This window comes from Nonomuraea glycinis, assembly GCF_014646515.1.
GTDB lineage: Bacteria > Actinomycetota > Actinomycetes > Streptosporangiales > Streptosporangiaceae > Nonomuraea > Nonomuraea glycinis.
On the sequence record NZ_BMNK01000007.1, the window covers coordinates 23,478 to 35,611 of the forward strand.

The following is a 12,134-nucleotide window of genomic DNA, read 5'->3' on the forward strand; positions in this document are numbered from 1 at the left end:
GGTAGGGCTTGCCGGGGAGCGGCCGCTGACCCGGAGGTGGCGGGTCCCCGCGACGGCGCGCGCGGGCGCCGTCGCGGGGGTTCGCGGCGAGCGTGATCTGGTACGGCTCCCCGGGCGCGGCGTGTCGGTCGTTACCAGCCTCGGGCCTTCCACTCCGGCAGGGAGGGGCGCTCGGCGCCCAGGGTGGTGTCCTTGCCGTGGCCCGGGTAGACCCAGGTCCGGTCCGGGAGGCGGTCGAACAGGCGCTCGGCCACGTCCGTGTAGAGCTGCTGGAAGCGTTCGGGATCCTTCTGGGTGTTGCCCACGCCGCCGGGGAAGAGCGAGTCACCGGTGAACAGGTGCTGCTCGTCGTCGCCGCCGTCGTAGAGCAGGGCGACCGAGCCCGGGGTGTGGCCGCGCAGGTGGATGGCCTCGATGGTGACGACGCCGACGGTGACGCGGTCGCCGTGCTCGATCGTGCGGTCCACCGGGATCGGCAGCCCGGGAGCGTCCAGGGGGTGGGCCAGCACCTGAGCGCCCGTCACCGAGGCCACCCGCTCCAGCGCCTGCCAGTGGTCGCCGTGCTGGTGGGTGGTGATGATGGCGCTGATCGGCTGGTCGGCCACCAGGGCGAGCAGGCGGTCGGCCTCGGCCGCCGCGTCGATGAGCACCCCGTCGCCCGTCTCGGTGCAGCGCAGCAGATAGGCGTTGTTGTCGTACGGGCCGACCGCGAGCTTGTAGATCTTCAGGCCGGGCAGCTCTCGCACGTCGGCGGGGCCGCCGACCTGAACGTCGCCTGTGTAGGTCATGGGTAGTCCTTCGGTGGCGTCGCGGGAAGGTCAGCGGGAGCGGTCATCGTCAGCCACGGCGGTGCCGGCGGAAGGTCCGAGCCTGCCGCGCCGGGTTGCCACGATCGCCCCACGGGCACCACCTTAACGCCCTCGCCCGCTGATCTTCCGGTGAGCCAGGCCAGGATGTCCGTCGGTGCGCCCTCCACCGCGGGGCCCCGGCCGAGGTCCGGCCAGGGCGGGAGCGAGGAACCGGTGAAGCGCACCGCGCCGACCGTGCTGTGCTCGTGCCCCCACATCCGGTGGCAGTCGTGCAGTTCCCTGCGGACGAACGCGGCGGGCCAGGGCGACGCTGTCTTCGATGTCGGCGATGAGCTCGGCGGCCGGGAGGGCGGCGCGGGACTCGATCTGCCGCTCGCGAACGGCCATGCTCGGGTACTGCGGGGTCACGATTCCCGTCCTGGCCCAGGTGAGCAGGTTGAGGTGGCTGTCGGCGTTCCTGGCGACATGGACGAGCACGTGGCCTCTGGACCAGCCGGGCAGGCGGGACGGCGCGAGGACGTCCGCGTCGGACAGGGAGGCGGCGGTGGCGAGCAACCGGTCGTTGGCGGCGGCCATCTCGGCCAGTAGTCTCTGAAGGACGGTCATGATCTGATATTTCATCATCTGAGGTCAGCCGGGGCCCGACCGGTCAAGTCGCCGGTGATGGGCATAAACGGGCAGGTCGCGGGGTTGATTCAGGAAGGCCTCCTGTCGGGGTGGGAGTAGGCCGTAACCTGAGAGAGACGGATTTCCGCCCGGCCGTGTGCGGCCCCGCCGAAATTGTCGGACCCCCCGTCTACCATCCCCCGTGGACCTATCCGCCTTTCGACATCCGGGATCACCGTGGCAGACCGCCTGATCGTGCGTGGTGCACGAGAGCACAACCTCAAGGACGTCTCGCTGGACCTGCCGCGAGACGCTCTGATCGTCTTTACCGGCCTGTCCGGCTCTGGCAAGTCGAGCCTGGCCTTCGACACGATCTTCGCCGAGGGCCAGCGCCGTTACGTCGAATCGCTGTCGGCCTACGCACGCCAGTTCCTCGGCCAGATGGACAAGCCCGACGTCGACTTCATCGAGGGCCTGTCGCCGGCGGTGTCGATCGACCAGAAGGCGACGAGCAAGAATCCGCGCTCCACCGTCGGCACGATCACCGAGGTCTACGACTACCTGCGGCTGCTGTGGGCCCGCATCGGCAAGCCGCACTGCCCGGTCTGCGCCCGTCCCATCGCCAGGCAGACGCCGCAGCAGATCGTCGACCGGGTGATGGACCTGGAGGAGGGCACCCGGTTCCAGGTGCTGGCCCCGGTCGTCAGAGGCCGCAAGGGCGAGTACGGCGAGCTCTTCCGCGAGCTGCAGACCAAGGGCTTCGCCCGCGCCAGGGTCGACGGCACCGTGGTCCGGCTGGAGGAGCCGCCGACCCTCAAGAAGTACGAGAAGCACGACATCGAGGTCATCGTCGACCGCCTGTCGGTCAAGGAGTCGTCGCGGCGCAGGCTGACCGACTCCGTCGAGACCGCGCTGCAGCTGTCCGGCGGCACGATCACGCTGGAGTTCGTCGACCTGCCCGAGGGCGACCCCGGCCGCGAGCGCTTCTACTCCGAGCACCTCTACTGCCCGTACGACGATCTGTCGTTCGAGGAGCTGGAGCCGCGCTCGTTCTCCTTCAACTCGCCGTTCGGCGCCTGCCCTGAATGCACCGGCCTCGGCACGAAGATGGAGGTGGACCCGGACCTGGTCGTGCCCGACCCCGAGCGCGAGCTCGGCGAGGGCGCGTTGCACCCCTGGTCGGGCGGCCACACCAGCGAATACTTCGTCCGGCTCGTCGAGGCGCTCGGCCACACCATGGGCTTCACCCTCGCGACGCCGTGGGAGAAGCTGCCCAAGAAGGCGCAGAAGTCGCTGCTGTTCGGCCACGACGAGCAGGTGCACGTCCGCTACAGCAACCGCTACGGTCGTCAGCGCTCCTACTACACCACCTTCGAGGGCGTCATCCCGTGGGTGCAGCGCCGGCACGCCGAGGCGGAGAGCGACGCGACCCGCGAGCGGTTCGAAGGCTACATGCGCGAGATCCCCTGCCCGGCCTGTAAGGGGGCCAGGCTCAAGCCGGTCACGCTGGCCGTCACGGTCGATGGCAGGTCGATCGCCGACGTGTCCGGCATGTCGATCGGTGAGTGCGCGAAGTTCCTGGCCGAGCTCCAGCTGTCCGAGCGCGACATGCACATCGCCGAGCGGGTGGTCAAGGAGATCAACGCCCGGATGGGCTTCCTGCTCGACGTCGGCCTGGACTACCTCACCATGGACCGCGCCGCCGCCACCCTGGCCGGTGGCGAGGCGCAGCGCATCCGGCTGGCGACGCAGATCGGCTCCGGCCTGGTCGGCGTCCTCTACGTGCTCGACGAGCCCTCCATCGGCCTGCACCAGCGCGACAACATGCGGCTGCTCGACACGCTCATCAGGCTGCGCGACATGGGCAACACGCTGATCGTGGTCGAGCACGACGAGGACACCATCGCCGCCGCCGACTGGGTGGTCGACATCGGCCCCGGGGCCGGCGAGCACGGTGGTCAGGTGGTCGTCTCCGGCACGGTGCAGGAGCTGCTGGCCAGCGAGGAGTCCATGACCGGCCAATACCTGTCCGGTCGCAGGAGCATTCCGATCCCCGCCAAGCGCCGTAAGCGTGACAAGAAGCGCCAGATCACCGTCAAGGGTGCGCGCGAGCACAACCTCCAGGGCGTCGACATCGACTTCCCGCTCGGCGTGTTCACCGCGGTCACCGGCGTGTCGGGCTCCGGCAAGTCCACGCTGGTCAACGACATCCTCTACAGCGCGCTGGCCAAGGAGCTCAACGGCGCCCGCACGGTGCCCGGCCGGCACGCGCGCATCAACGGCATGGACCAGGTCGACAAGGTCGTGCACGTCGACCAGTCGCCCATCGGCCGCACCCCGAGGTCCAACCCGGCCACCTACACCGGCGTGTTCGACCATGTGCGCAAGCTGTTCGCCGCCACCGCCGAGGCCAAGGTGCGCGGCTACCAGCCCGGCAGGTTCAGCTTCAACGTCAAGGGCGGCCGCTGCGAGGCGTGCTCCGGCGACGGCACCATCAAGATCGAGATGAACTTCCTGCCGGACGTCTACGTCCCCTGCGAGGTCTGCCACGGCGCCCGCTACAACCGGGAGACGCTGGAGGTCCACTACAAGGGCAAGACGATCGCCGAGATCCTCGACATGCCGATCGAGGAGGGGCTCGCCTTCTTCGAGGCGATCCCGGCGATCAAGCGCCACCTGCAGACGCTCAACGACGTCGGCCTGGGTTACGTACGGCTCGGCCAGCCGGCCACCACGCTGTCCGGCGGCGAGGCGCAGCGCGTCAAGCTCGCCTCCGAGCTGCAGCGCCGGCAGACCGGGCGGACCATCTACGTGCTCGACGAGCCCACCACGGGCCTGCACTTCGAGGACATCCGCAGGCTGCTCGGGGTGCTCGGGCGGCTGGTCGACGGCGGCAACACGGTCATCGTCATCGAGCACAACCTGGACGTCATCAAGACGGCCGACTGGGTCATCGACATGGGACCCGAAGGCGGCTCACGCGGTGGCACCCTGGTCGCGGCCGGCACGCCGGAGGAGGTGGCCCTGGTGGACGAGAGCCACACGGGACGCTTCCTCCGCAAGATCCTTTCCGTCTAGACCCTTCGGATCTGGGACCTGTACGCCTCGCGTACGGGAGAGATCGCTTATGACGCCGTACGCGAGAAGGTGCGCCCGCGTACGGGCGAGATCGCCTGGGCGTGTGCGTACGGGAGAAGGGCGCGGCGTTGCGCGCCCGGGAGGAACGCGCTTGCAGGTGTGTGGCGACTGGTGCCGGCACCCGCCGGCGGGGGCGAGGGGCGTCGGTCCTAGGGTGAAGGGATGGTAACGGCCTGACCTGCAGGGGGTCAGCGGAGACGCGGAGGGGTCAGCGGCGATGACGGTTACTGAGGGCGGCTTCGCCATGCCCGCGGTCGGGCGGCGCGAGGCGCTCGGGGCGGCCGGGATCGCGGCCTGCGGGCTGGCGCTCGCCGGGTGCGGCACCGGGGACGCCGCGGCCGAGCCCGCGGCCAAGGGGATCAAGGGGCAGGTCATCGCGAAGACCGCCGACGTGCCCGTCGGGGGCGGCACGGTGGTGCGCAAGTGGAAGATCGTGGTCACGCAGCCGTCCGAGGGCGTCTACAAGGCGTACAGCTCGGCCTGCCCGCATCGCGGGTGCGCGGTCGGCGCGCCGAAGGACAACGTGATGAGGTGCCCGTGCCACGGCAGCGAGTTCGCCGCCGACACCGGCGAGGCGATGACGGGGCCCGCGACCAGGGCGCTGATCGCCTACCAGGTCAAGGTCGAGGGTGACGGCATCGTGGTGGTCTGAGCGGCGGACGTCTCCCCGCGACGGGAAGCCGGGCTTTCGGTAAATCTACGTAGTGCGCGGGATTAAGACACGGCACGCTGAACCGGGGTCAGGGCGGGAGCCGTACCTGAAGTGAGACCCACTACCTGGGAGGACGCACCATGACCGAATCGACGCGCCGCGCGGTGGTTTTCGGAGCCGGAGGCGCCGGGCTGGCCGCCGTTCTGACAGCTTGTGCCAGTTATGGATCGCCCACCACGGTGGTGGCGGATCCGGCTGAGGAGCCCGTCGGCGACGAGGAGTCGTCGGCCGCACCGAAGAAGAAGGCCAAGGCGCCGAAGGCGCTGGCCGACACCAGTGACATCCCCACCGGTGGCGGCAAGATATTCGAGAGTCAGAAGCTGGTGATCACCCAGCCGAAGGAAGGCCAGTTCAAGGCCTTCAGCGCGACCTGCACCCATGCGGGCTGCACGGTGGCCAGCATCTCCAACGGTGTGATCAACTGTCCCTGCCACGGCAGCCAGTTCAAGATCGAGGACGGCTCGGTGGCCAAGGGGCCGGCCAGCGACCCGCTGGAGGAGAAGCAGATCGACGTGGCGGACGGCAAGATCAGACTCGCCTAAGCCGATATTCATCATTTTCTCACGTGCGTGCGGTTTGCTGTGACGCATGGGAGATGACCTCAAGAGTCGTAGAACGGTGTTCGCAGGCGTCGGCGCGGGTGGCTTGGCGCTGGCGTTGACCGCCTGTGGGGCGGGTGGCGACACCACGGCCGCCGCACCCACGCAGAGTGCGCCGGCGGCCGGTGCGCCGTCCGCGGCGGGTGGCGGGCTGGCCAGCACCGCCGACATCCCCGTCGGCGGTGGCAAGATCTTCGCGGACCAGAAGATCGTGGTCACCCAGCCGACGGAGGGTGATTTCAAGGCTTTCAGCGCGACCTGCACGCACAAGGGCTGCGCGGTGACCGCCGTCGAGAACGGCGTCATCGACTGCGCGTGCCACGGCAGCAAGTTCAAGATCGAGGACGGATCGGTGTCGCAGGGGCCCGCCACCGAGCCGCTGGCCGCGCAGGAGATCAAGGTGGAGGGCGACCAGATCACCCTGGCCTGACCCGGACGGTTCCGCTCCGCCCGCCGTACCTGGCCGAAGGTATGGCGGGCATCCTTGTCGGTGGGGGCCATTAGGCTGGAATCGTGGCGAGATCAGCGGGCAGCCCCTTGAGTTTCCGGCCCAGTCCAGGCTCCATCCCCGATTCCCCCGGGGTCTACCGGTTCAAGGACGCCCACAGCCGGGTGATCTACGTCGGCAAGGCCAAGAGCCTGCGGCAGCGGCTCAACTCCTACTTCGCCGACTTCTCCGCCCTGCACCCGCGCACCCAGTCCATGCTGACCACCGCCGCGGCCGTCGACTGGACGGTCGTCGGCACCGAGGTGGAGGCGCTGCAGCTCGAATACTCCTGGATCAAGGAGTTCGACCCGCGCTTCAACGTGAAATACCGCGACGACAAGTCCTACCCCTACCTCGCGGTCACCATGGGCGAGGACTTCCCGCGCGTGCAGGTGCTGCGCGGCGCCAAGCGCAAGGGCACCCGCTACTTCGGCCCCTACTCCCACGCCTGGGCCATCCGCGAGACCGTCGACCTGCTGCTGCGCGTCTTCCCGGTGCGCACCTGCAGCGCGGGGGTGTTCAAGCGGGCCGGGCAGATCGGCCGGCCGTGCCTGCTGGGCTACATCGACAAGTGCTCGGCGCCGTGCGTCGGCAGGGTCAGCCCGCAGGAACACCGCGACCTGGCCGAGGACTTCTGCGACTTCATGGGCGGTAACACCACCCGCTTCATCAAGCGCCTTGAGAAGGACATGCGCGAGGCCGCCGCCGAGCAGGAGTACGAACGCGCCGCCCGGCTGCGCGACGACATCCAGGCGCTGCAGCGGGCGCTGGAGAAGCAGGCGGTGGTGCTCGGCGAGGCGACCGACGCCGACGTGATCGCCCTCGCCGAGGATCCGCTCGAAGCCGCCGTCCAGGTGTTCTACGTGCGCGGCGGCCGCATCCGCGGCCAGCGCGGCTGGGTGGTCGACAAGGTCGACGAGGTCACGCCCGGCGAGCTGGTCGAGCAGTTCCTGCTGCAGATGTACGGCGAGGCCGGCGCCGAGTCGATGCCCCGCGAGGTCCTGGTGCCGACGCTGCCGCCGGACGCCGAGGCGGTCGTCGAGCTGCTGTCGGAGCAGCGCCGGGCCAGGGTGGACGTGCGCGTGCCGCAACGCGGCGACAAGAAGTCGCTGATGGAGACCGTCGAGCGCAACGCCAAGGAGTCGCTCGCCCAGCACAAGATCCGCAGGGCCGGCGACCTGACCACGCGCAGCAAGGCGCTGCAGGAGATCACCGACGCGCTCGACCTGGAGCAGGCGCCGCTGCGCATCGAGTGCTACGACGTCTCCCACCTCCAGGGCGAGAACGTCGTGGCGTCGATGGTGGTCTTCGAGGACGGGCTGGCCCGCAAGGGCGAATACCGCCGCTTCGCCGTCAAGTCCAAGGAAGGCGACGTCGCCTCCATCCACGAGGTCATCATGCGCCGGTTCCGGCGCTATCTGGAGGAGCGCTCCGCCACCGGTGAGCTGGCCGCCGAGGACGACGCCCACGGCCCCATCGACCCGGAGACGGGCAGGCCGCGCAAGTTCGCCTACCCGCCCAACCTGGTCGTGGTCGACGGCGCCGGGCCCCAGGCCGCCGCCGCGCAGCGGGCGCTGGACGAGCTCGGCATCGACGACGTCGCCGTGGTCGGCCTGGCCAAGCGGCTGGAGGAGGTGTGGCTGCCGGGCGACGACCAACCGGTGATCATGCCCCGTTCAAGCGAGGGCCTCTACCTGCTGCAACGGGTCAGAGACGAGGCACACAGGTTCGCCATCACCTACCATCGAGCCAAGAGGTCCAAGTCCGTGAAGGAGAGTGCGCTCGACAGCGTGCCCGGCCTCGGACCGGCGCGCCGCCAGGCGCTGCTCAAGCACTTCGGCTCGGTGAAGAAACTGCGCGAGGCCACCGCGGAAGAAATCTGCGAGGTCCCGGGCATCGGCCCGGCCACCGCCGACGTGATCGTGTCGACCCTGAAGGGGGATGGACAGTGAACACCACCGAGCCGGCGTTCGTCATCGTCACCGGCATGTCGGGGGCGGGGCGCAGCACCGCGGCCAAGGCCCTGGAGGACCTCGGCTGGTTCGTCATCGACAACCTGCCACCGGGGCTGCTGTTCGCCATGGCCGAGGAGGCCGGCAAGGTCAAGCTGGCGGCCGACAAGGTCGCCGCCGTCGTGGACGTGCGCAGCCTGGCCTTCACCACCGACCTCAACGCCGCCATCGAGGAGCTGGAGGGCCGTGGCGTCAAGGTGCGCGTGGTGTTCCTGGAGGCCAGCGACGAGGAGCTGGTGCGCCGTTTCGAGAACGTGCGCCGCCCCCATCCGCTGCAGGGCGAGGGCCGCCTGGTCGACGGGATCGCCCGCGAGCGCGGCATCCTGCGCGAGGTGCGCGCCAACGCCGACCTGGTCATCGACACCTCCGCGCACAACGTGCACGAGCTGCGCGGCAAGATCGTCGCCTACTTCGGCGGCGACAACCGGCCCGGTCTGCGGGTCAACGTGCTGTCCTTCGGGTTCAAGTACGGCCTGCCGGTCGACGCCGACCTCGTGGTCGACTGCCGATTCCTGCCCAACCCGCACTGGGTGCCCGAGCTGCGGCCGATGAACGGCATGGACCCGGCCGTGCGCGACTACGTGCTCGGCCAGCCCGGCGCCAAGGAGTTCCTCGACGCCTACGAGGAGGTCCTCAAGGTCATCGCCGGTGGCTACGCGCGTGAGGGCAAGAGCTACGCCACCCTCGCGGTCGGCTGCACCGGCGGCAAGCACCGCAGTGTGGCCATGTCCGAGCAGATAGCCGCCCGTCTGCGGGACCGCGGCATGGAGGTCCAGGTGAGTCACCGGGATGTGGGGCGGGAGTGACCGATGAACGCCTCGGCGCGATGGCGAGCGAGTTAAGCCGGGCCTCGTCCAGGGCGCAGCCGCCGCCCGGCGGCCCGAAGGTGGTCGCGCTGGGCGGCGGGCATGGCCTGTACGCCTCGCTGTCGGCGCTGCGCGTGGTGACCGACGCGCTCACCGCGGTGGTGACCGTCGCCGACGACGGCGGATCCAGCGGCAGGCTCAGACGTGAGCTCGGCGTGCTGCCCCCCGGCGACCTGCGGATGGCGCTGGCCGCGCTGTGCGGGGACGACGAGTGGGGCAGCACCTGGAGCGAGGTCGTCCAGCACCGCTTCCGCAGCGAGGGCGACCTGCACGGGCACGCGGTGGGCAACCTGCTCATCGTGGCGCTGTGGGAGCTGCTCGGCGACCCTGTCGCCGGACTCGACTGGGTGGGGCGGCTGCTCGGGGCGCACGGCAGGGTGCTGCCGATGGCGTCGGTGCCGCTCGACATCGTCGCTCAGGTGGAGCTCGACGGGGTGATCTCCACGGTGCGTGGCCAGGTGGCGTGCGCGCAGACCGCCGGCCGGGTGCAGTCGGTCACCCTGGTCCCCGAGGATCCGCCCGCGCGGCCGGAGGCCGTCGAGGCGGTGCTGGAGGCCGACTGGGTCGTGTTCGGGCCCGGCTCGTGGTTCACCAGCGTGCTGCCGCACCTCAAGGTGCCCGAGCTCGCCAGGGCGCTGCACCGGACACGGGCGCAGCGGCTCGTCACGCTCAACCTCGCCCCGCAGCCGGGCGAGACCGACGACTTCTCCCCGCAGCAGCACCTGGAGGTGCTCAGACAGCACGCTCCGGGACTGTCGCTGGACGTAGTGCTCGCCGACGCCGGGGTGGTCGACGACCTCGACGCCCTTGACAAGGCCGCTGCCGGTTTCGGCGCGCGGCTGGTCATGGCCGACGTGGCCGCGACCGACGGCTCGCCCCGGCATGACCCACGACGTCTTGCCTCCGTCCTGGACGAGATTTTCCTCCAGAAGCGTTGATCCTGGTCGGCGCGGCGGAAAGGTGCGAGAGACTGCTGTGAGCCGGTCTGAATGGGGGAGGACTAACGCTTATGGCAATGACGGGTGTGGTGAAGGACGAGCTGAGCCGCCTGCCGGTGCTGAAGCCCTGCTGCCGCAAGGCGGAGGTGTCCACGCTGCTGCGATTCGCCAGTGGCCTGCATCTCGTGGGCGGGCGCATCGTGATCGAGGCGGAGCTTGACACCAACGCGACCGCACGACGGTTGATCAAGGACATCGGTGAGGTGTTCGGCCACAAGGCGGAGGTTCTCCTGCTCGCGCCCGCCGGGCTGCGCAAGGGATCACGTTATGTGGTGCGCGTCTACCGCGACGGCGAGGCGCTCGCCCGCCAGACGGGGCTGATCGACAACCACGGGCGGCCGGTGCGGGGCCTGCCGCGCCAGGTCGTGGCGGGCGCGGCCTGTGACGCGGAGGCGGCCTGGCGGGGCGCCTTCCTCGCGCATGGCTCGCTCACCGAGCCCGGGCGGTCCATGTCCCTGGAGGTCACCTGTCCCGGCCCGGAGGCCGCGCTGGCCCTGGTCGGCTCCGCCCGGCGGCTCAAGATCCACGCCAAGGCCCGTGAGGTGCGCGGGGTGGACCGCGTCGTGGTGCGTGACGGCGACGCCATCAGCGCCCTGCTCACCCGGCTCGGCGCGCATGACAGCGTGCTGGCCTGGGAGGAGCGGCGGATGCGCCGCGAGGTCAGGGCCACCGCCAACCGGCTCGCCAACTTCGACGACGCCAACCTGCGCCGCTCGGCCCGTGCGGCGGTCGCGGCGGGCGCCCGGGTGCAGCGGGCGCTGGAGATTCTCGGTGACGAGGCGCCCGACCATCTCGTGGTGGCCGGGCGGCTGCGGGTGGAGCACAAGCAGGCGTCTCTGGAGGAGCTGGGGCAGATCGCCGACCCGCCGCTGACCAAGGACGCCATCGCGGGGCGGATCAGGCGGCTGCTGGCCATGGCCGACAAGCGCGCTTCCGACCTCGGCGTCCCCAACACCGAGGCCGGCCTCACGGTGGACATGCTGTCGTCCTGACCTGCGACTCGCCGTGCGTGCGGCCACTGCCATCGGTCCCGCCCGTGCGCGGTCCGTATCGCGCCCTTCCGTACGGAAGGGCGCGGTCAGGCTTCCGTACGGGAAGGTGAGGCCCCAGGCTCCCGTACGGGAGGGTGCGGTCAGGCCTCGCCGCGGTCGGGCGGGCTGAAGAGGTTGGGTGGGGCGGTGGCGGGCTTGGCGGCCTGGAGCGGCTCGAAGGGGGCGCGGTAGTCGGCCTCCTGGTCCGCGGGAGGCTTCTCGGCGGCGGCGCCCTGGTCGAGCCGTGCGCGGCGGCGCAGGCGCAGCACGCGCAACAGGGTGAGGAGCAGGGCGGTGCCCGCGGCGATGGTCAGATCCCGCCAATGGTCAGGTGAGGCCAGGAACAAGCTCGCCGTCATCGATGCCGTCTGCTTGAGGATGTCAAGGAACGTGTCGATGGTCTCCACCGGAAAACCGATGCCGATGGTGTTGAAGGCCGTGTGGCCACCGATCCAGCCGAGCACCATGGCCGCCAGTGCGTACAGTGCCGCGGTGAACGGCAGGAAGAGACTCCGCGCCCGCGCGGCCCAGTGCGCGAGAGCGATGACGAGCCCGACCGCGAAGGCGCCGGCGGCGGGCAGCACTATCCCGCCGCCGAGCCACCGGACGTCGTATGGCAGTTGGCCACGGTAGAAGAGCCACGTGCCGTATGCCGCCGCCGTCAGTAGCGCCGCGATCAACCCGATGATCAGTCCGCGCAGCAGGCCGGACCTCTTGTGTGACATCTCAGCCCCCAGAGAATGCCTAATTTACTCCGACGAGTCGGGCACTTTACTCGAACCTCGCAAATTGTGCCTCCTGAACAGCGATTCGCAACGTGGGGGTTGAAGTGGTCTAAACCAATTTGGTTCCGATAGGGTTCGATGGTTGAGGTAA

Annotated in this window: 11 protein-coding genes; 8 read left to right on the forward strand and 3 right to left on the reverse strand. The window is 70.0% G+C overall.

Annotated features, from left to right (window positions below; genetic code table 11):
* Window positions 1-131: 131 nt before the first annotated feature.
* Together IEY87_RS20605 and IEY87_RS20610 are read right to left on the reverse strand one after the other, a co-directional pair.
* Window positions 132-788, reverse strand: coding sequence for an MBL fold metallo-hydrolase (locus tag IEY87_RS20605; RefSeq protein WP_189140361.1), 657 nt, complete (start codon window positions 786-788; stop codon window positions 132-134).
* 123 nt (window positions 789-911) lie between these two features.
* A complete protein-coding gene (locus IEY87_RS20610; protein ID WP_189140362.1) occupies window positions 912-1,415 on the reverse strand; it encodes a maleylpyruvate isomerase N-terminal domain-containing protein in 504 nt (167 codons plus the stop codon).
* Window positions 1,416-1,652: 237 nt separating this feature from the next.
* On the opposite strand from IEY87_RS20610, the gene uvrA reads away from it, so the two are divergent.
* From uvrA to whiA, 8 genes are all read left to right on the forward strand, one after another.
* Window positions 1,653-4,493 (forward strand): excinuclease ABC subunit UvrA, encoded by a 2,841-nt coding sequence (gene uvrA, locus IEY87_RS20615; protein ID WP_189140363.1) that lies wholly within the window; start codon window positions 1,653-1,655, stop codon window positions 4,491-4,493.
* Window positions 4,494-4,770: 277 nt separating this feature from the next.
* Window positions 4,771-5,205: a Rieske (2Fe-2S) protein gene (locus IEY87_RS20620; RefSeq protein ID WP_189140364.1), complete on the forward strand. Its 435-nt coding sequence runs from the start codon at window positions 4,771-4,773 to the stop codon at window positions 5,203-5,205.
* Between the two features lie 140 nt (window positions 5,206-5,345).
* Window positions 5,346-5,807, forward strand: coding sequence for a Rieske (2Fe-2S) protein (locus tag IEY87_RS20625; RefSeq protein WP_189140365.1), 462 nt, complete (start codon window positions 5,346-5,348; stop codon window positions 5,805-5,807).
* A gap of 46 nt (window positions 5,808-5,853) precedes the next feature.
* Entirely contained in the window at window positions 5,854-6,294 is a 441-nt protein-coding gene (locus IEY87_RS20630; protein ID WP_189140366.1) for a Rieske (2Fe-2S) protein, read from the forward strand.
* A 107-nt stretch (window positions 6,295-6,401) separates the two neighbouring features.
* Window positions 6,402-8,303, forward strand: coding sequence for an excinuclease ABC subunit UvrC (gene uvrC, locus IEY87_RS20635; RefSeq protein WP_189140717.1), 1,902 nt, complete (start codon window positions 6,402-6,404; stop codon window positions 8,301-8,303).
* A 35-nt stretch (window positions 8,304-8,338) separates the two neighbouring features.
* On the forward strand, window positions 8,339-9,169 hold the full coding sequence (rapZ, locus tag IEY87_RS20640; protein ID WP_229699370.1) for an RNase adapter RapZ: 831 nt from the start codon (window positions 8,339-8,341) through the stop codon (window positions 9,167-9,169).
* Window positions 9,170-9,189: 20 nt separating this feature from the next.
* Window positions 9,190-10,167 (forward strand): gluconeogenesis factor YvcK family protein, encoded by a 978-nt coding sequence (locus tag IEY87_RS20645; protein WP_189140718.1) that lies wholly within the window; start codon window positions 9,190-9,192, stop codon window positions 10,165-10,167.
* 71 nt (window positions 10,168-10,238) lie between these two features.
* The gene (whiA, locus tag IEY87_RS20650; protein ID WP_189140368.1) at window positions 10,239-11,219 is read left to right on the forward strand and encodes a DNA-binding protein WhiA; all 981 of its coding nucleotides are present in this window, start codon (window positions 10,239-10,241) and stop codon (window positions 11,217-11,219) included.
* A gap of 140 nt (window positions 11,220-11,359) precedes the next feature.
* Here whiA and IEY87_RS20655 read toward each other — a convergent pair whose 3' ends face one another.
* Window positions 11,360-11,983, reverse strand: a complete 624-nt coding sequence (locus IEY87_RS20655) for a hypothetical protein (protein ID WP_189140369.1) — start codon at window positions 11,981-11,983, stop codon at window positions 11,360-11,362.
* Window positions 11,984-12,134: the final 151 nt, after the last annotated feature.

Coding starts and splice junctions, on each gene's coding strand:
- IEY87_RS20625 (WP_189140365.1), top strand. CDS start 5,346: ATGACCGAATCGACGCGCCGCGCGGTGGTTTTCGGAGCCGGAGGCGCC.
- IEY87_RS20620 (WP_189140364.1), top strand. CDS start 4,771: ATGACGGTTACTGAGGGCGGCTTCGCCATGCCCGCGGTCGGGCGGCGC.
- IEY87_RS20655 (WP_189140369.1), bottom strand. CDS start 11,983: ATGTCACACAAGAGGTCCGGCCTGCTGCGCGGACTGATCATCGGGTTG.
- IEY87_RS20645 (WP_189140718.1), top strand. CDS start 9,190: ATGGCGAGCGAGTTAAGCCGGGCCTCGTCCAGGGCGCAGCCGCCGCCC.
- rapZ (WP_229699370.1), top strand. CDS start 8,339: ATGTCGGGGGCGGGGCGCAGCACCGCGGCCAAGGCCCTGGAGGACCTC.
- whiA (WP_189140368.1), top strand. CDS start 10,239: ATGGCAATGACGGGTGTGGTGAAGGACGAGCTGAGCCGCCTGCCGGTG.
- IEY87_RS20610 (WP_189140362.1), bottom strand. CDS start 1,415: ATGACCGTCCTTCAGAGACTACTGGCCGAGATGGCCGCCGCCAACGAC.
- IEY87_RS20630 (WP_189140366.1), top strand. CDS start 5,854: ATGGGAGATGACCTCAAGAGTCGTAGAACGGTGTTCGCAGGCGTCGGC.
- IEY87_RS20605 (WP_189140361.1), bottom strand. CDS start 788: ATGACCTACACAGGCGACGTTCAGGTCGGCGGCCCCGCCGACGTGCGA.